General features: G+C 44.0%; 13 protein-coding genes. All 13 read left to right on the top strand.

All coding sequences use genetic code 11. The annotated features are described in order from the left end of the window. The first annotated feature begins 19 nt into the window (after positions 1-19). The 13 genes from T426_RS0106785 to T426_RS0106725 all read left to right on the top strand — a co-directional run bounded on the left by T426_RS0106785 (position 20) and on the right by T426_RS0106725 (position 19,992). Positions 20-1,270 carry an ammonium transporter gene (locus tag T426_RS0106785; RefSeq protein WP_148303684.1) on the top strand — a complete coding sequence of 417 codons (1,251 nt, stop codon included), beginning with the start codon at positions 20-22 and terminating at the stop codon, positions 1,268-1,270. 154 nt (positions 1,271-1,424) lie between these two features. Then, positions 1,425-2,627: an MFS transporter gene (locus T426_RS0106780; protein WP_036984205.1), complete on the top strand. Its 1,203-nt coding sequence runs from the start codon at positions 1,425-1,427 to the stop codon at positions 2,625-2,627. A gap of 57 nt (positions 2,628-2,684) precedes the next feature. Beyond that, positions 2,685-3,995 (top strand): APC family permease, encoded by a 1,311-nt coding sequence (locus T426_RS0106775; RefSeq protein WP_027585451.1) that lies wholly within the window; start codon positions 2,685-2,687, stop codon positions 3,993-3,995. A gap of 94 nt (positions 3,996-4,089) precedes the next feature. Further along, positions 4,090-4,665 carry a nitroreductase family protein gene (locus T426_RS22985; protein WP_025863405.1) on the top strand — a complete coding sequence of 192 codons (576 nt, stop codon included), beginning with the start codon at positions 4,090-4,092 and terminating at the stop codon, positions 4,663-4,665. 58 nt (positions 4,666-4,723) lie between these two features. Next, positions 4,724-5,488, top strand: a complete 765-nt coding sequence (locus tag T426_RS0106765) for an NYN domain-containing protein (RefSeq protein ID WP_025863404.1) — start codon at positions 4,724-4,726, stop codon at positions 5,486-5,488. Positions 5,489-5,681: 193 nt separating this feature from the next. Then, positions 5,682-6,263 carry an RNA polymerase sigma factor gene (locus T426_RS0106760; protein WP_027585450.1) on the top strand — a complete coding sequence of 194 codons (582 nt, stop codon included), beginning with the start codon at positions 5,682-5,684 and terminating at the stop codon, positions 6,261-6,263. A gap of 96 nt (positions 6,264-6,359) precedes the next feature. Next, complete coding sequence (locus tag T426_RS0106755; RefSeq protein ID WP_025863402.1) at positions 6,360-7,598, top strand: FecR family protein; 1,239 nt, start codon at positions 6,360-6,362, stop codon at positions 7,596-7,598. Between the two features lie 145 nt (positions 7,599-7,743). After that, a complete protein-coding gene (locus tag T426_RS0106750) occupies positions 7,744-11,004 on the top strand; it encodes a TonB-dependent receptor (protein WP_234406444.1) in 3,261 nt (1,086 codons plus the stop codon). An 18-nt stretch (positions 11,005-11,022) separates the two neighbouring features. Then, on the top strand, positions 11,023-12,576 hold the full coding sequence (locus T426_RS0106745) for a RagB/SusD family nutrient uptake outer membrane protein (protein ID WP_027585448.1): 1,554 nt from the start codon (positions 11,023-11,025) through the stop codon (positions 12,574-12,576). A gap of 161 nt (positions 12,577-12,737) precedes the next feature. Continuing rightward, a complete protein-coding gene (locus T426_RS0106740; RefSeq protein WP_025863400.1) occupies positions 12,738-14,792 on the top strand; it encodes a kojibiose hydrolase in 2,055 nt (684 codons plus the stop codon). Positions 14,793-14,839: 47 nt separating this feature from the next. Further along, positions 14,840-16,606, top strand: a complete 1,767-nt coding sequence (locus T426_RS0106735; protein WP_025863399.1) for a glycoside hydrolase family 13 protein — start codon at positions 14,840-14,842, stop codon at positions 16,604-16,606. A 362-nt stretch (positions 16,607-16,968) separates the two neighbouring features. Further along, positions 16,969-18,141, top strand: coding sequence for an esterase (locus tag T426_RS0106730; RefSeq protein WP_027585446.1), 1,173 nt, complete (start codon positions 16,969-16,971; stop codon positions 18,139-18,141). Positions 18,142-18,318: 177 nt separating this feature from the next. Next, positions 18,319-19,992, top strand: a complete 1,674-nt coding sequence (locus tag T426_RS0106725) for a carboxylesterase/lipase family protein (RefSeq protein ID WP_027585445.1) — start codon at positions 18,319-18,321, stop codon at positions 19,990-19,992. Positions 19,993-19,996 lie beyond the last annotated feature (4 nt).

The raw sequence follows: 19,996 nt of genomic DNA, 5'->3' as shown, positions 1-19,996 counted from the left end.
ACACTCAATATTTTAGATTATGCAAGAAACTTTGAAAATAGCAGATATTGCGTCGGCGGTTAGCTCCAACGCAACCTCACTCGATACTGTCTGGGTACTCGTGGCAGCCGTTCTGGTCATGTTCATGCAGCCTGGCTTTGCGATGGTCGAAGCTGGTTTTACCCGGGCAAAAAACACCGCCAATATCCTAATGAAAAACCTGATGGATTTCAGCGTTGGTTCATTGGCTTTTTGGCTGGTTGGATTTAGTCTCATGTTCGGCGGCGACATCGGTGGTCTTATAGGTAAACCGAATCTCTTCTTCACTGCAAGTTACGGGAATGACATTCCGGATTTAGCCATCCTGTTTTTCCAAACCGTATTTGCAGCTACTGCGGCTACGATTGTTTCCGGTGCCGTTGCTGAACGGACTAAATTTAGTACGTACCTAATTTTCAGTATTGTTATAACCCTTTTTATTTATCCTGTTTCAGGCCATTGGGTCTGGGGAGGAGGTTGGCTTTCGGAACTTGGCTTTCATGATTTTGCCGGCTCGACCGTTGTTCACTCTGTTGGTGCCTGGTTAGGTCTGGTAGGTGCCATTATGGTGGGACCCCGTATCGGGAAATACAACGGCAAATCGAAAGCCATTCCTGGCCACAACCTCACCTTCGGAGCCCTTGGCGTATTTATTCTGTGGTTTGGATGGTTTGGATTCAACCCTGGTTCACAGCTTGCCGCTGCCGGATCAGATAATTCTCATGCCATCTCGTTAATTTTTATTACTACTAACCTGGCCGCAGCTGCGGGAGCTTTGTCATCCATGTTCGTATCATGGGGACGTTATAAATTCCCGTCGCTGTCACTAACCCTGAACGGTGCTTTGGCAGGACTTGTTGCCATTACAGCTGGCTGTGACACGGTTACTCCAGGTGGCGCTATAGCGATTGGTGCTATTGCCGGAATCATCCTGGTATTTGGTGTTGAATTTATCGACCAGAAACTACGCATAGACGACCCAGTGGGTGCAGTATCGGTTCACGGATTGGGTGGAGCCGCCGGAACCTTGATGGTTGGTCTATTCTCTACCAATGGTGGTTTGTTCTATGGCGGTGGAGCACACTTATTGGGCGTTCAAGCAATTGGAGTACTTGCCGTTATGGCCTGGGCTATGGGAACAGGATTCATCTTGTTCAAGATTTTGAAATCAACTATTGGCCTGCGTGTTTCGCGCCGGATCGAAGAGGAAGGTCTGGATATCTACGAACACGGAGAATCAGCTTACAACTAACAGCCATAGGTTAGTTATAAGACAGGGGGAGTTGTTTATTCAGCTCCCCTTTTTGTATTCGTCTTATCATGCCAACCTTCTATTCTCAATTCGCCATACTTGTTCGTCTTTCAGATTTCCCTAACTTAGAAATCCTGAATTGAAACCACACGTAATGAGCAAAGAACCTCAACAAGCGGCGCCTTTACTTAAAAACCCCAACCTTCATATCATCTTTTTCATTACACTAATGGCCGTCATGGGTGTAGCCAGCATTACACCGGCTTTCCCTGACGTTATTCGTTATTTTAAAATCAGCCCCGCCGAAGTCGGGCTACTCATCACCTCTTTTACTCTGCCAGGTGTTTTACTAACTCCGCTTGCCGGTATTCTAGCCGACCGACTGGGACGCAAGAATATTCTGGTTCCGTCACTTTTTCTTTTCGGAATAGCAGGTCTGGCTTGCATGTTCACTCGTTCGTTTCATGTTTTGCTGGCCCTCCGTTTCATTCAAGGTATTGGGGCGGCGTCATTAGGAAGCCTGAACATTACAATCATTGGCGATTTGTTTGCAGGGCAACAACGTGCAGCTGCCATGGGATACAACGCCAGCGTACTAAGTATAGGAACAGCGTCGTATCCGGCAATTGGCGGAATACTGGCCATGTACGGTTGGCAATATCCCTTTATACTGCCTGTTCTCGCAGTCCCTGTGGCCTTTTGGGTTTTAACCCGCCTGAAAAATCCGGAACCCGACAAGCAACCCGACTTAAAAACTTACCTGAAACGTACGTGGAAAAACATTAACAAGCGGGATGTATGGGGCCTATTTGTTATGAATATCCTCATTTTCGTCATTTTGTATGGAGCCTACCTCTCCTATTTTCCACTCTTGCTTGAAAAGAGATTACACGCCAATGCTCTTCAAATTGGACTGATGATGTCTGGTTTCTCCGTCGTTACCGCTCTGACTTCTTCACAGCTAAAAAGCATTAACAGATGGTTTAAGCCGCGAACCCAACTGATCTTTAGTTTTATCTTCTACTTGATTACTATGATTTTCATGTCCTTCGCTTCTTCCTGGCTAATACTTCTGATTCCTGTTATCACTTTCGGCCTTGGGCACGGAATGGCCATTCCGGGAATTCAGAACCTTCTGGTTGGTTTTGCCCCCATGAAGGAACGGGCTGCATTCATGTCCATCAATAGTATGGTTCTGCGACTTGGACAAACACTCGGGCCGCTGTTCATCGGAGTATTTTACACTCTCGGAGGAATTACTACTGCATTTTTTGCCGGCGCCGGCGTTGCCTTCTTTATGATACTACTTGCGCTGTTCGTTATCAGGCTAAAAACCGAAAAGGAACCAACACCTTAAGGAACTTTTCAATAAACTAATTTGTATTATTACAAACAAAATTAATTTCTAAAGTATATGAGGAAAGATGACATAAAACTAGGCGAAGCTATTTCGATGGGCATTGGAGGCATGGTTGGCGGAGGTATCTTTGCCGTTCTCGGTCTGGCCATCGCACTGAGCAAAGGAGGAACACCTGTCGCATTTATGCTGGCCGGAATCATCACTTTGTTAACGGCCTATGCTTACTCCAAACTCTCGCTAAAATATCCCAGTAAGGGTGGAACGGTCAATTTTGTCAACCAGGCATTTGGTAAAACCATTTTCAGTGGAGGCACCAATAACCTGTTATGGATAAGCTATATTATCATGCTTTCGCTATATTCTTCAGCATTCGGCAGTTATGCCGGTAATTTGTTTCATATCGTCAGTGACAGTACGCTCAACAAGCATATTTTTATTACCGGAATCATTGTATTTTCTACCATCCTAAATTACCTGAGCGTGCGCGTTGTAGCCGAAGCTGAATCGGTTGCTGTTTATATCAAAATGACAATTCTCACGCTATTTATTCTGATAGGTGGTTACGGACTGTTTCATGCTAATCATCTGATGCAGTTCGAATTCAGTAACTGGACCGGACCGGTCAAATTATTCAGTGGCGGTATGGTTATTTTTGTTGCATACGAAGGTTTCGAGTTAATTGCCAATGCCTCACCCAACATCGTAAATCCAAAAAGAAATATTCCCAGAGCTTATTTCATCGCTATTTCCATTGTCATTTTACTCTATGTGCTTATTTCATTCGTTACAGTAGCTTCACTCACGTTCGATAAAATTCAGAAGGCTCAGGAATATGTTTTAGCCGAAGCCGCCAAACCGCAACTGGGACAAGTGGGATTTACCATCATCACGCTGGCAGCCATGATTTCAACCTTCACCGCCATCAATTCGACTCTTTTCGGCGGAAGCCGTGTTAACTATGAACTAGGAATAGATGACGAACTACCGCACGAGTTCACCAAACATTTCTGGAACCAACCTGTGGGACTTCTATTTACTTCGGTCTTAACGTTACTGGTTGCGAACACCCTTGACCTGGAAAGCATCTCAACGTCGGGAAGCGCCGGCTTCCTCATCATTTTTGCGATTGTCAACCTGGCTAACGTCAGGTTATACAAAGAGACCGCTTCCAAGCGGTATATATCAATTGCCGGTTTTACGATGTGTACAATCGCTTTTCTCTTTCTGTTGAAAAACCAACTGAACAATAACTTCACTGGAATGATGATTTCTCTGGGAATTATTGCGGCATCGTATATGATGGAATACCTCTACAAAGCCACTGAGAAAAAGAAAAATCCGGAATCTGTTTATTCCGAAGACTGACGAAAATAGCCCTTTCCAAGTGGGAACAATGGAAAAACGAAACCTCTGACCTTTTTGACTGTTTTATATACGAAATACCCTAAAACAAGTTAAAATGAACCTGGAAGATATTACCCGATTAATCAAAGAGAGAAGAACACATCCAACCCGTTTTTTTAACGACAAGGAAGTTCCAAAAGAACTCATCAGGCAGTTGCTTGAAAATGGCAACTGGGCTCCCAATCACAAAAAGACCGAGCCCTGGAGATTCATTGTTTACAGTGGCGAAGGCAGAGAAAAGTTCGTTGCCGAAGTTAAAGACACACTTGAACAGGCGCAACAAAACGGGGCCGACGTTCCTGCCGATAAAGTGAACAAGTTTGCTTTACATTTCCGGAAAGCGCCGGTAGCTATTGCCATTGTCGCCAATCTCGATGCAGAACACCGTCTTCCCGAATGGGAAGAAATGGCCGCTGTCTCTATGGCAGTTCAAAACATCTGGCTGTCAGCCACTGCGGCTGGTTTAAGTGCTTTTTGGGCTACTCCACCGTTTAGTAATCTATTGGGCAATCCTCTTGATTTGAAACCAAACCAGAAATCGATGGGCTTTCTATTCCTGGGTTATGCTAACCGCCCGTTTCCGGCAAATGGAAGAGAATCTATCGAAGACAAAATCGTATGGAAAGACTGATCCGTTTTTCTGAAACATTTGAGGAACGAACATCCATTCATCTGCTAACAACACAAATATGAATCCTTCAGACGAGACAAAACTGGCTGTATTAATTGATGGCGACAATGTTCCCGGCAAACGCGTTAAAGAAATGATGCAGGAAATTGCCAAATACGGTAATGCTACCATCAAACGCATTTACGGCGACTGGACACGCCCGAACCTTGCCGGCTGGAAAATAGTTCTTCTTGAAAATGCCATCACCCCTATTCAACAATACAGCTACACCACCGGTAAAAATGCTACCGATTCGGCCATGATTATCGATGCGATGGATATTCTTTACTCCAAGAAAGTCGACGGATTCTTCCTGGTTTCGAGCGATAGTGATTTTACCCGACTTGCTACCCGTCTCCGGGAGGCTGGAATGAAAGTTTACGGCATGGGCGAAAAGAAAACACCCGATCCTTTCATTGTAGCTTGTGACAAATTCATTTATATCGAAATCTTGCAGGAAGATTCCGACACCGATTCCAAAGCTGACGAAATTGCCGGTACGAAAGGAAAACCTCAAAAGAAAAAGACGTTTGACAGAATCACGGGCAAAGTAATTCGCTTAATCGAATCAACGATTAACGATACCGCTGATGAAGACGGATGGGCATTTATGGGTGATGTTGGATCGTTGCTACTCAAGAAACAGCCTAATTTCGATCCTCGTAACTTTGGCTATCAGAAATTGACTCCACTAATTAACTCAATTAACAAATTCGAGATTGAGCAACGTGCTAATCAGAGAGGTAAATCAAACCTGATTTACGTACGGAATAAAGAAGATTAGACTGAAATTTGCCATCAAAATTGTGCCCTTATTCTACTTTTCGAACAGGACTTTAAGCGACATCCACATACGGTAACTTCCTGTTATTTAACATGTAATAATACTGTTTTCGCACACGGCAAACATCTAACTTCACTGTTATATTCTAAGGAAAAGTCCTATATTTAGCGTTGTTAACAACGCATTTCTCTCGATGACAGATGATCGCAAAATATGGAATGACTTCAAATCGAGCAAAGATTATGCTCTTTCCCATATTTACCATCATCACATCGATCTACTATTTCGCTATGGTCGGAAGTTTTCCAGGGATGAAGATTTAATTAAAGATGCTATTCAAGAACTTTTTTTCGATTTAATCAGGAATAGAGAAAGTCTTGGTGACACAGACAATATCCGGTTCTATCTTCTTAAATCACTGAAAAACAAAATAATAAAAACATTACAAAAAGACCAGAAATCCTTACACCAGGTAACAGAAATAACCGAACCGAAATTTTCATCGGTATATTCGCATGAGGAAGACCTAATTGAACGTGAAAACAGGGAACGAAACGAACAATTACTTTTAAAAGGACTAAATGAACTCTCTCCGAGGCTACGCGAGATCCTTTTTTATCGTTTTACCTGTGAACTTGATTACCCTGAAATTTGTGACATCATGTCCATTAGGTATGACTCAGCCAGAAAGATGGTTTTCAGAGCATTGAGAACACTCAGAGAAGTACTCAGCGCAAGCGACATTATGCTTTTCTTTTTACTGAAGTCATGTTAATGTTAATTAACTTTAATTTTTTTTAAAATTTTCTGTCCACAAACTACCCCATCGTGTCTTTATTACTTAAAAGCATAACTGTAAAGACACATTCAATTGAAACTTAAGTACCTAAAATACACCACCGAGGAACTAATTGACAACAAGCATTTTAGGGCTTGGATACTGCACGGAAAGAAACAAGAAAAATGGAAAGAGTATACCAATCAGTTTCCTGAATTTGAGGAGAAAGTGCAAAGAGCACGGAAAATCATCCTCTTTTTACATGAGAATGGAACAAATTCTCAGTCTGCTACTGTACATGAACTTTGGAACGAAATTCAACAGTACAACAAGAATATAAATCGACGAAAGCAGTTCATCCGTTTTGGAGGATACCTGAAATATGCCGCCGTTGTCGTTTTTGCCCTGTTTCTGGCAGGTGTTGGTTACCATGTTCTACGAAATGATGACAGCATCTACCATTTTTCTGAGAATTCAGCAACACAAGGCGGAAATGATGCTAAACTGGTCCTGTCAAACGGCCAGCATATTGCGCTTCGCAAAAACGAATCCTCGATTCGGGTTGATAATACAGATGATGCAATAAAAATCGATAACGACAGTGTCATCAACATGGCCCAACTTGATGCACATAACAACGGACAGGGACTAAACGAAGTAACAATCCCTTACGGGAAGAAGAGCTACATCGAACTGACCGATGGGACAAAAGTTTGGTTGAATGCCGGAAGTAAATTTGCTTTCCCAACACGTTTCACCGGGAAAAAGCGCCTGGTTTACCTCACTGGTGAGGCCTATTTTGAAGTAAAACATAACGATAAGCAGCCGTTTGAGGTGAGTGTCGAGGGAATCATCGTAAAAGACATCGGAACTCGTTTCAATATCTCAGCTTATGATTCTGACGAAAATATTGAAACGGTCTTACTCGATGGAGAGGTCTCATTGAAAAAAGCTGAGGGAATCGATCTGCTGAACAAAGAGATTGTTATGATGCCGGGACACAAAGCCTCGTTCGATAAAACAAACAAAGCTTTTAAAGTCGTTCCCGAACCGAATGCCGACCAATACATTACCTGGATACATGGCTGGTATCAATTTTCGGGACAACGAATTGACGATGTATTTAAAAGGCTGGAAAGATATTACAATGTTAAATTCATCTACCGACGGCCTTTCCCGTCATCGGAGTTAATTGCCGGGAAATTGGATCTTAAAGATTCATTAAACCAGGTGTTAACAACCATATCAGATATCGTACCAATCGATTACCGGATTTCGGGCAATCAGGTAATCGTTAATCAAAAAGTAAATGAATTAAATCCGAGAAATTAGAACAATGAAGGCCGGGAGTCTGCCAACTCCCAGCCTTCTGAAAATCAATGTAACATAAGTTTCACATTAACAGTCCAAATGTATGAAAAAAATTTGTAGGAAATTGTGCCCTTCATCCGGGGGTACACCTAATCTGTTGCTCAAAATGAAGCTATTAGTTGTCTTCGTTTTTGCCGCCCTCTCAACCTACGCGGCAACAAGCTACTCACAGGAAGTAATGTTTAACTTCAACCTGAGATCTGTCACTGTTAAACAGGTTTTCGATCAAATTGAAAACAACAGTGAATTTATCCTGATTTATAATGAAAATGCTGTCGATTTGAACCGGACGGTTTCTGTTCGTGCCCGGAATGAATCTGTTCAGGATATTCTCGATCAGGTTTTCAGGAAAACCGGTAATACTTACAAAATCTACGATCGTCAGATCGTCATTAAAGCGCCGGAACAATCTCCCAAAATGCCGAAAGTATCGACTTTCGGCCAACAACAAAAAACCATTTCGGGAACTGTTGTTGATGAAGACGGGATGGCACTGCCGGGAGTAACAGTGGTTATTCCGGGTACAACCACCGGTACCGTAACCGATATTGATGGTAAATTTTCGCTTGACATTCCGGCGGATGCCAAAAATCTTTCATTCTCTTTCATTGGCTATTCCACACAGGTGGTGCCGATTGGAGAACTGACTACCTTCAATATTATCATGAAGCCCGAAACTACTCAGTTGGGTGAGGTTGTAGCTGTTGGTTACGGTGTTCAGCGCAAAAGCGACCTGACAGGTGCCACTGACCGGCTGACCGCGGATAACATGAACAAAAGTGTGGCCACCTCTCCGGTCGAAATGATGCAGGGACGCGTTTCGGGCGTCAACATTACTCAAAACAGTGGTGAGCCGGGAACCGGAATGACTGTACGAATCCGTGGTTCCAACTCTATCCGTTCAGGACAAACTCCTTTGTATGTCGTTGACGGCGTACCATTGGACAATGCCAACATCACTCCTACCGGAGGTTCTGCCGCTGGTTATGGTAGTGGTTCAAACCTGAACCCTATCAGTTTCCTGAACCCGGACGACATCGAATCAATCGACATCCTGAAGGATGCCTCTTCCACAGCGATATATGGTGCCCGTGGTGCCAATGGTGTTATCATTATCACCACCAAGAAAGGTAAGCAAGGAAAAGGAACCATTACCTATGATGGTTATCTGGGGGTATCGCAAATTAGCAAAAAGCTCGATATACTTAGTCCAAGCGAATTTCGGAGCTACACAAAGGCCGATGGGAGCAAATTGCTCGACCTGGGTGCCAGTACGAACTGGCAGGATGAGATCTTCACAACTGCTATTACGCAAAGCCATAATCTTAGTTATGGTGGCGGAACTGAGAACTTCACTTATCGCTCTTCATTTGCATACCTCGATCAGGAAGGTATCGTGAAATCGACCGGTATGAAGAAAATGAACGGTAACATTAAAGTATCGCAAAAAGCTTTTAATGGAAGACTGAAACTGGATGCCAACCTGACCGTTTCTCATATCGAAGATATGCGTGCTCCGATTACGGAATCGAGTGGTTCAGGTTACGAAGGAGACCTCATTCTGACAGCATTGAAGCTGAATCCTACCTATCCAATCTATAACGAAGACGGAACTTACTACCAACATGCCATCGATCAGCGCAACCCGGTAGCCATGATTAAATTAATAGATGACCGTACGCAGACGGACCGTATATTGGCAAACACATCTGCAGAATATGAAATTATCAAGGATTTAAAATATAAAATCAATATTGGATTTGATCGTACCAATGCAGAACGTAGGGTTAACCAGAATAAACAATTGTCATACCTATCTAATAAAGGAGAGGCTAATATTAACAATATCACAGCCAACAACCGGATGGTCAACAACTACCTTACCTACCTGATGGACGTCGGCAAAGACCATTCATTTAACTTCCTGCTTGGTCAGGAATATCAATACATTAAGCTAACCACACACAATACCAAAGTCAACGGTTTTGAATCGGAAGATATCAAGTACACAAATAATTTAGGTTACGGTAACTTTTCCAATGCCGATGTTTCATCTTCTGCTAAAGAAAGTGAACTCCAGTCCTTCTTTGGCAGGATCAACTACAATTATAAGCAGAAATACTTGTTTACCTTCACTGGCCGCTATGATGGTTCATCCAAATTCGGCAAGAACAAAAAATACGGGTTTTTCCCTTCTGCAGCCCTGGCATGGAGACTTTCTCAGGAAGATTTTCTAAGCAGCTCAACGATCATTAGTAACCTAAAACTGCGATTGGGTTGGGGACGTACCGGGAACCAAGAAATTGAAGATAAAATATCGCTATTATCAGTAGGAACACACAATGACGCCAATGGGTACGCCAATGGTGCACTCATTCCCGGAATTACTTACATTCGAACTCCAAATCCAAATATTCAGTGGGAAACTACTGAACAAACGGATTTTGGGCTGGACTTTGGTTTTTGGAATAATCGTTTATCCGGTACCATCGATTATTTTCGTAAGCGAACCTATGATGTGTTGTTGGACATAACCTCTCAAGAACCTGCTCCGACAGCCGATCAATGGCAAAATGTTCCGAATCTAAACATCATCAACAACGGTATTGAACTTTCACTCAATGGGCTTCTTTTTCAGAAAAAAGATTTAACATTGGAGATAGGAGGTAATTTCTCCTACATCAAGAATGAGGTGAAAAACCTCCCGGTCAAACTTATCGAAACGGGTAATGCAAGTGGCCAAGGACTTTCAGATACCCGAGTCCAAATCATTACCAACGGAGAGCCCATTGGAACTTTCTATGGGATGATGTTTCAGGGATTCGATTCCAACGGCAAAAGCGTTTATAAAACAGATGGAGAAGGTAATGAAGTAAAAGATTACCTGGGATCGGCCTTGCCTGACTTCACATACAGTCTGACTTCTAAACTCCAGTTCAAAGGTTTTGACTTTAGCATGTTCTGGTATGGATCTCATGGAAACAAGGTGTACAATAATACAGCAAATGCCTTGTTCACAAAAGGAGCGCTTGACAAAGGATACAATGTCATCCAGGAGGTACTTTATTCAAATGAAAGCCCTGACAACTCCAATGCTTTCTCCTCCCGTTTTATTGAAGACGCTTCATTTTTAAGATTATCAAACATTACAGTCGGGTACACATTTGACGCAAAAAAACTCGATTGGCTGAGCAGTGCGCGTATCTATGTTACAGGGAACAATCTGGCACTCATAACCAACTACTCCGGTTACGATCCGGAAGTGAATACTGATGCCAACCAAGATGGTGTTCCCTCCCTGGGAATTGATTACACACAATATCCAAAGCCACGCACCTTCACTTTCGGTGTTAACCTTACGTTCTAATGTTTAAAAACAACTACAATGAAAATGCTTAAGTTAATTAAATATAGTGCAGTGCTCTTCCTTTTAGGAACTATCGCCTGTACCAATCTCAATGAGAACGTGCTTGATGAACAACTGGGTGTCAACCTGGTAAATGATTCATCTAATATTGTAGCATTAATTCAGCCTCCTTATGCCAGTTTACGGCATACCATTGAATGGTATGACTATTGGGCCTTACAGGAAGTTTCAACCGATGAAGTAATCGTTCCGACACGGGGTTCTGACTGGTACGACAACGGCGCATGGGTCCAGCTACATCTGCAAACCTGGACTCCTGACCACATCCGTATGAAAAACGTATGGGAAGCACTCAATCAAGGTTATGCACGTGCTAACATTGCGATGTATTACATTGGTCGATTTCCCCAAAATGCAAAAACAAAACTGGAAATTAGCGAAGCTCGCTTCCTTCGGGCCTACTACATCGACCTTATCAATGATCTGTTTGGTCAGGTCTCCTATAGGGATACAACAAACCTGGAATTTATTTCCACCCCTCAGGTATTAAACAGAACAGAAGCTGTTAGTTACATCGTATCTGAGCTGAAAAACATTCTTCCAACTTTACCGACCAAGGAAATGGTGGGCTCCGCCAAAGTCACCAAAGGTGCTGTACGAGCGCTACTTGCAAAGGTTTACCTAAACCATGAAGTATATACGGGTGAAGCCAAGTGGGATAGTTGCAAATACTATTGCGACCAGTTAATTAATGACGTTGATAATGATGGTTATGCAATTGCTGATGATTATTGGTCCATGTTCCAGAAAGATGTAACGGAGCATCCTGAGTTTATTTTGCGTGTTCCGATGGATGACAATGTGACCATGGGTAGCGGTAGTGTTTGGGTTAACTTTACACTGCACTACAGTCAGGCTTTTGGCAATATCACTAGTTGTTGGAACGGTCCTTCTACAACTTCGACCTTCTTTAATACCTGGGATAAAACAAATGACGTACGTTTCTATGATGATCGCATCAAAAGTGAAACAGGTTTTAACCAGGGATTTTTGGTTGGCCAACAATACGGACTGGATGGAACAGCTTTGGAACAGCGTAATGGAGACCCTCTAGTATTTGTTCCAGAAGTTAACCTGACCAGTTCTCCTGAGAATGCAGGTATTCGTGTGGTTAAATTTGCCCCGAATCCAGATACACAGGACCAGTTCTCTTCACCTAATGATGTTCCAATCATGCGAATGTCTGATGTTTACCTGATGCGTGCAGAAGCAGAATTGAGAATGGGCGATGAGGCAAGTGCCCTGGCTGATGTTAATTACCTTCGATCAAAACGAAGTGCTCCGGGACATACCTTACCTCAGTACGCATCGCTTACACTTGACGATATTCTGAAAGAGCGTGGTTATGAACTCTACTGGGAAGGCTTACGTCGTCAGGATCTGATTCGCTTTGGTAAATTTACTGAAGCATGGCAGGAAAAACCGGCTACAGATGCATCGAAAGAGCTCTATCCACTTCCACAGTCTGCAGTTGATGTTAATCCCAACCTGACTCAAAATCCTGGTTATTAGTCCGGGACAATTTCATAAGTGGATTAATAGAAAGATGCTGCCCCGGAATGGGGCAGCTCTTGTTTTGACCTGAGTCTGTCAAAGCCGATTACGAATCGTCGGGCAGGTATTACGTAAACATTTTTGATTCACTACCCACATAAGAAATCTTACTTCCTATCATGAAATACATCCTTTTATCGCTTCTCATTCTGATAATGGGAATCGGCACCTCCAAAGCATCAAACGAACCGCAGGAAGGTTGGAAAATTACAGCAACCGATACAACCAACTATGTCGGCATTTCACTGGCCAATGGTCGAATCGGACTCCTCCCATCTGCTGCACCCTTTAAGGTAAAATCTATCATCCTGAATAATGTATTCGATGAATACATGTACAACAAAAAGGATCGCCTCATCACCAGCCGGGTATTGTTGGGAATTAACTTTGCCAATCTGAAGATGGTGATAGACGGAGATACTATTACTTCTCAGAATATCTCCCACTGGAAACAGGTTCTGAACATGAAAGACGCGAAACTGAGCTCTTCCTTCCAGTTCAATGACAAAGCAGATATTTCTTACACCATTTACGCTTTACGCGGAATGCCCTATGCGGGGATGATGGATGTAAACGTAAAGGCCTTAAAAAAAGACATCAAAATATCGGTATCCGGACAAATCATTTGTCCGAAGGATTATAATCATGTGGTACAAGTTTTTAAAACGCCTCAGGACAATGAAATCCGGATGCCTTTATTGCAAACTGTAGCACTCAGTCCTACCGGGGAACAAAAACTGGCCACCACCGCGACGTTCGTATTTAACAATAACGAGGAACCCGGATTGACAGAATCGGTTCAATCGCCATTTGAGCATTCTCTCACTTTCTCCCGGGAAGTAAAAAGCGGCAAAACTTTCAATTTTGCCTGGGCCGGTGCTGTTTGTACATCGAAAGATTTTGCTGACCCACAAAGCGAATCCGAACGAATGGCCATCTACATGATGAGAGGCAACAAACAGGCCGTAATTGATCAGCACATCCAATTATGGCATCAACTCTGGCAGGGTGATATTCAGGTGGAGGGCGACCTGGAATCGCAGCGCGACATCCGTTTGGCCCTCTATCATTTGTATGCTTTTTCCCGTGATGATTCTAATCTCAGTTTGTCGCCAATGGGACTCTCATCACAGGGCTATAACGGTCACGTTTTCTGGGACACCGAGATATGGATGTATCCGCCGTTACTGGTATTCAACCAGGGAATTGCCCGTTCACTGCTGAACTACCGGGCTGATCGCTTGGATAAAGCCAAGCAAAAAGCTTCGGATTATGGCTACAAAGGAGCCATGTTCCCCTGGGAATCGGATGATACCGGAGAAGAGGCCACACCGACTTTTGCTTTAACCGGAGCTTTCGAGCAACACATCACGGCTGATGTAGGGATTGCTTTTTGGAACTACTTCCGGGTAACCCGAAATAAAGATTGGCTGAAAGATACCGGCTACCCGGTTATCAAAGCAACAGCCGATTTTTGGGCCAGCCGGGCAGTCGAAAATCCAGACGGTTCGTGGTCTATCAACAATGTGGTTGGTGCCGATGAATTTGCGCCGAACGTGGATGACAACGCCTTCACCAACGGCTCCGCACAAACGGTGATGCGTTACGCTGAGAAAGCAGCCGAGCTGCTCAATGAGAAACCCAATCCCCAATGGGAAAAAGTGGCTTCCAACCTGCGATTCTACTATTTCCCGGATGGTGTCACCAAAGAACACAAAACTTACAACGGGGAGATCATCAAGCAGGCCGATGTCAATTTGCTCGCTTATCCGCTTCAGATTGAAACCGACACAGCAGCCATTCGCCGTGACCTGGCGTACTACGAACCGAAAATGGCCAAAGAGGGACCGGCCATGGGACACTCCATTGTTTCGATACTCTATTCCCGTTTAGGAAATGCAGAAGAGGCTTTTCGGATGTTCAAAAAGGCTTACGTTCCCAATAAACGTCCTCCGTTTGGTGCTCTGGCCGAATCAGCAACCAGCAACAACCCTTATTTTGCCACCGGTGCCGGAGGAATGCTCCAGACTGTCATTTTCGGCTTTGCCGGACTGGAAATCACCAGCCAGGGCATCGTTCAGCATACACCATGTCTGCCTCAACAGTGGAAAAAGCTGACCATTACAGGTGTTGGCCCCAAGAAGAAAACCTATACCATCACACATCACAATTAGTTTAGCTAGCAAACACTTGTTCTTATGTTTATTTAATTCTTATTGCTATGAAAGTCAGAAAGTATTTTGCGCTACTAACTGTAGCCATTTTTGCCGTGATGGCATCATGTCAGTCACCCACGAAAAAGGATGACCAATCCATTCCAAACCGAAAATGGTGGAAAGAGGCCGTTGTTTATCAGATTTATCCACGAAGTTTCAAGGACAGTAACGGAGATGGCGTTGGCGACCTGAAAGGTATTATTTCGAAGCTAGACTACATCAAAAGCCTGGGTATTGATGTCATCTGGTTAAACCCGATTTATGCTTCCCCTAATCATGATAATGGGTACGATATCAGCGACTACCGGAAAATCATGACCGAGTTTGGTACGATGGCTGATTTCGACAGCTTGTTGAATGGGATGCACCGCCGAGGGCTGAAACTGGTGCTCGATTTGGTGGTGAATCACACCAGCAGCGACCATGAGTGGTTCAAGCAATCACGCAGTTCTCGCACCAACCCTTACCGGCATTTCTATCACTGGTGGCCGGCAGAAAAGGGAAAACCTGCCAAACGGTACAGCTATTTCGATGTCGACAACAATGCATGGAAATACGATTCAACTACGAATGCTTATTACCTGCACTACTTCGCCCGTTCGCAACCTGATCTGAATTGGGAAAACCCGGAAGTCCGCCAGAAAATTTACAGTATGATGCGCTACTGGTTCGATAAAGGTATCGATGGTTTCCGAATGGATGTGATTCCTTTCATTTCAAAGGATACGACTTTCCCTCCTCTTCCTGAAAAATATCATGGAGACTTCAAAAAATATTATGCCAACGGTCCGCATCTGCACCAGTACCTGCATGAGATGAACCAGAAAGTGTTAAGTCATTACGATATTATGACCGTGGCCGAAGGAGCCGGTGTCACCAGCGACGAAGCCATGAACTTTGTTGATCCCAAACGTCAGGAATTGAACATGCTGTACAATTTTGAAGTGATGGGACTTGGCTTGAAAGGCGGAGAATACCGTGACCTGGATCCCAACGGAGTCAGTCTGGTTCAATTCAAAAAGATTTATACCAAATGGGACAGCGTCTATGGAGAAAGAGGCTGGGGAACCATCTTCCTTGGTAATCACGACATGCCAAGGATGGTTACCCGCTGGGGAAATGATTCTCCTGAATACCGGGTACTTTCCTCGAAAATGCTAACGACATTCCTGTTAACCATGCACGGAACTCCTTATTACTATTTTGGAGACGAATTGGGAATGGACAATATCAAATTTGATTCCATCAGCGACTACCGTGATATTGAAACATTACACATTTACGAGCACATTAAGGAAACTGGCGGTGACCTGCAGCGCTTCCTCAATAACGAAAAGATGATTGCGCGCGACAACGGTCGAACACCGTTCCAATGGGATTCAACAGCCAATGCTGGTTTCACATCCGGAACACCGTGGATTAACGTAAATCCGAACTATAAAACAATTAATGAAGCTGTAGAGGAAAAAAATCCGGAGTCGCCACTGAATTACTTCCGTAAAATGGTCCAGTTCCGGAAAAACAATCTGATACTGGTTTACGGGAAATATGAATTGCTCGATAAGGATAATCCAAACGTGTATGCATATACCCGTGAACTCAACGGTCGGAAAATGCTCATCCTGCTCAACTTCACCGATCACCAGGCTGATGCCCATCTTCCGGTAAATATGAAGAATGCCAAACAGCTAATTGGCAATTATTCCGAACCTGCTAAAAATGATAATCCGCTATCGCTGAGACCACACGAAGCAAAAGTGTACCAACTATAGTTTAAATATTCAGACACCAAAGCTGATATATTTTCCACCAAGAGGGCTCCTGTATTTGGAGCCCTTTTTTGTTTATAATGATTCCAAAATCCACTCAAAATGACGTGAGTAGTATCAACCTCAATTTTTTTAAATATTTTTATTGTGTGAATTAAACACAATGAAAGAATCATAGTCTAACAGAAAATCATCTGAGACACATGATTGCTAAAGAGACTAACCAAACCATTTATTATCAGCTTTTCACAAGCTACCTCTCCGATTTCGTAACTCCGGACATAATTTCGTCCTCACCCCTGTATTTATTCATTTGTCAAATAAATCTAGTTCATAAATAAATGATCAACGTAACCACGAAACCAATGAGAAAACAACTTTTCCTATTCCTGATTACAATGCTCCTGATGAGTTTTCCATCCATTGCGCAACAAGCGTTGTGGGGTGGCCCCAACATCGTATCTCCTGAAATCAATAAAGACCACACCGTTACATTTCGAATTCAAGCACCCGATGCGAAAGACGTCAAAATATCAGGTGACTGGATGCCCCGACAGGGATGGATTCCGGGGTCGGCCGATATGACCAAAGACACCGCCGGCATATGGACCTATACTACGGATGTTTTGTCTCCTGAATTATATAGCTACAACATCATTATCGACGGTGTAAAAACAACCGATCCGAATAATGTTTACCTGATTCGGGATGTGGCATCGGTATTCAATATCTTTCTGATTGACGGCGGTCAGGCCGATTTATACAAAATCAATGATGTCCCGCACGGAACTGTCGCCAGACGCTGGTACAATTCGCCTGGAAATAATACGACCCGCAGGATGACCATCTATACGCCTCCGGGCTACGAAAACAGCAAAGAGAAATTTCCCGTTTTGTACCTGCTTCATGGAATGGGTGGCGATGAGGAAGCCTGGATTGCACTGGGTAGAACCGCCCAAATCATGGATAACCTGATTGCCCAGGGAAAAGCCAAACCGATGATCGTGGTCATGCCTAACGGGAATGTGGCCCAGCAAGCTGCTCCGGGCGAGTCCCCTAAAGGGTTTTATAAACCAACGATGCAGTTGCCACACACCATGGACGGCCAATACGAAGCAACTTTCAAGGACATTATCAACTTTGTCGAAAAAAATTACCGGGTAAAGGCCGACAAAGCCGGACGTGCTATTGCCGGACTTTCCATGGGCGGTTTTCATTCGCTCCATATTTCCCGTTATTATCCAAATACTTTTGACTATGTCGGACTTTTTTCCCCGGCTATCATGCCCGATCCGAAAGTCAAATCAGAAGTCTATGACAATTTTGACGCGACGCTGAAGAAGCAGATGGAAAACGGTTATAAACTCTACTGGATTGGAATCGGGAAAGAGGACTTCCTGTACAAGTATGTGAAGGAATACCGGGAAAAACTGGATGCAATGGGTATGCCATACGTCTACCGCGAAAGCGATGGAGGCCATATCTGGAAAAACTGGCGCATTTATCTCTCGGAGTTTACTCCCAAACTATTCAACTAAACACATAATTCGCAATCTCATTACTGTGAAAAGCATAAGAAATACCATACTGGATTTTAGTTTACCAATATAGTCTCTCAACCCATGCTTCTTTGCCTGTGCTGAAATCGCTCAGCATTCTGGCAAAGAAGCATTGATTTACCAGTAACACCTAAAACCAAACTAACTGAACTTAAGATGGACGATCTTACCCGAAGAGAATTTTTCCGTCGGACAGCATTTGGAATTCTTCCGGCTCTGGCCTTACCTCGCCTAGTTTATGCTTCCTTCCCATCCACCTCTACCGATATAGAAGTGGAGACTGCTTTTGGAAAACTTCTCGGAAGCAGAACGGAAGGCGTAAATATTTTCAAAGGCGTCCCTTACGCAGGAAGTGTCTCCGGTGAACGGCGGTTTTTAACTCCCGCCCCTTTAAAACCGTGGACCGGAGTCAGAAAAGTTAAACGGCTGGGGCATCCGTCCATTCAGGCTCCGAACCAAACCTACGGCATCAATGAACCAGATCCGGCAGAGGATTGTCTGACACTCAATATCTGGACTCCCGCCAACGATAACAAGAAGCGGCCGGTAATGGTGTACAGTCACGGAGGTGGTTATACGCACGGCTCCGCCGGAAGTGTGGCTCAGGATGGGGCCAATCTCGCCAGAATGTACGATGTCGTGGTGGTTGCCACTAATCACCGGTTGGGTTTACTCGGATATCTTTATCTCGATGAAATTGCCGGTGATGAATATGCCGGTTCAGGGAATCGTGGTGTCCAGGATATCGCTATCGCGCTGAAATGGGTGAATGAGAATATTTCTGCGTTTGGAGGCGATCCGAACAATGTCATGATCTTCGGTGAATCAGGTGGCGGATTGAAAACATCCTGTCTCTATGCCATGCCCGAAGCGGCTCCCTATTTTCACAAAGCCTCCATCGAAAGCGGACCGGGCGTAATGATGAAAACAGCTGATGTCGCAGCTGAAACCACCGAGCTGTTATTAAAACAACTGGGAATAGCACGTAACGACTGGAGAAAACTCCTAAAACTTCCTCCTTCGGTACTTCTCGATGCGCAAGAGCAACTGCAAAAGATGGGAGACCTCTCTCAAATAGCCGGTTTCCATGGCATTGGTGCAGCCGGCAAAGGTGGGTTCGGTCCGGTGGTGGACGGAGTGGTCCTTCCTACTCATCCGTTTGATCCGGTAGCCCCTTCCCTTTCGAAAGAAAAACCGTTGTTGGTCGGTTGGAACGAAGATGAATTTATCTTTTTTGCCATGTTCTCTGGCGACACAGAAGCCTTCCAACTAACGGAGGAAAAATTGCATCAACGAATTGAGTCCATTCTGGGAGATAAAGCGCGATTGGTTGTCGACACCTACCGGGAAGCTTATCCTAAAGCTACACCAACTCAACTATTTATTGCCATTCGCTCCATCCTGATAATGGGACTGGGTTCCATTACCATCGCCGAAAGGAAAACACAACAGGAAGGTGCGCCGGCATATCTCTACAACTTCGGGTACAAATCGGACCTGAAGGTTCCGGGTACGGATTATGAATTTGGCTCGATGCACGCGATGGACATTCCTTTTAAGTTTCATAACATCGATAATGTGCTGGATAAAACAGGTCACCGCAGTTCGGGAATGGCAGGCAACCGGCCGGAGCGTTTTGCAGCTTCGAACAACATGTGCCAACTGTGGACTTCCTTCGCCCGGAAGAGTATCCCTTCAGCAAAAGGACAACCAGCCTGGCCTCCTTATAATCTGAGCACCCGCCCGCTCATGAGAATCGATACCCAATGTTCAGTAATATACGACCGCTACAAAACGGTGCTTAAAATGTGGAGAGAAATTCTAAACTAAAATA

Source organism: Prolixibacter bellariivorans ATCC BAA-1284 (assembly GCF_000621705.1).
GTDB lineage: Bacteria > Bacteroidota > Bacteroidia > Bacteroidales > Prolixibacteraceae > Prolixibacter > Prolixibacter bellariivorans.
This window is presented reverse-complemented; position numbering and strand designations above follow the sequence as displayed.

Bases quoted from the DNA above. Each gene is read 5' to 3' on its own strand.
- T426_RS0106760 (WP_027585450.1), top strand. From the start codon at position 5,682: ATGACAGATGATCGCAAAATATGGAATGACTTCAAATCGAGCAAAGAT.
- T426_RS0106780 (WP_036984205.1), top strand. From the start codon at position 1,425: ATGAGCAAAGAACCTCAACAAGCGGCGCCTTTACTTAAAAACCCCAAC.
- T426_RS0106725 (WP_027585445.1), top strand. From the start codon at position 18,319: ATGGACGATCTTACCCGAAGAGAATTTTTCCGTCGGACAGCATTTGGA.
- T426_RS0106785 (WP_148303684.1), top strand. From the start codon at position 20: ATGCAAGAAACTTTGAAAATAGCAGATATTGCGTCGGCGGTTAGCTCC.
- T426_RS0106765 (WP_025863404.1), top strand. From the start codon at position 4,724: ATGAATCCTTCAGACGAGACAAAACTGGCTGTATTAATTGATGGCGAC.
- T426_RS0106735 (WP_025863399.1), top strand. From the start codon at position 14,840: ATGAAAGTCAGAAAGTATTTTGCGCTACTAACTGTAGCCATTTTTGCC.
- T426_RS0106750 (WP_234406444.1), top strand. From the start codon at position 7,744: ATGAAGCTATTAGTTGTCTTCGTTTTTGCCGCCCTCTCAACCTACGCG.
- T426_RS0106730 (WP_027585446.1), top strand. From the start codon at position 16,969: ATGAGAAAACAACTTTTCCTATTCCTGATTACAATGCTCCTGATGAGT.
- T426_RS0106740 (WP_025863400.1), top strand. From the start codon at position 12,738: ATGAAATACATCCTTTTATCGCTTCTCATTCTGATAATGGGAATCGGC.
- T426_RS0106745 (WP_027585448.1), top strand. From the start codon at position 11,023: ATGAAAATGCTTAAGTTAATTAAATATAGTGCAGTGCTCTTCCTTTTA.
- T426_RS22985 (WP_025863405.1), top strand. From the start codon at position 4,090: ATGAACCTGGAAGATATTACCCGATTAATCAAAGAGAGAAGAACACAT.
- T426_RS0106775 (WP_027585451.1), top strand. From the start codon at position 2,685: ATGAGGAAAGATGACATAAAACTAGGCGAAGCTATTTCGATGGGCATT.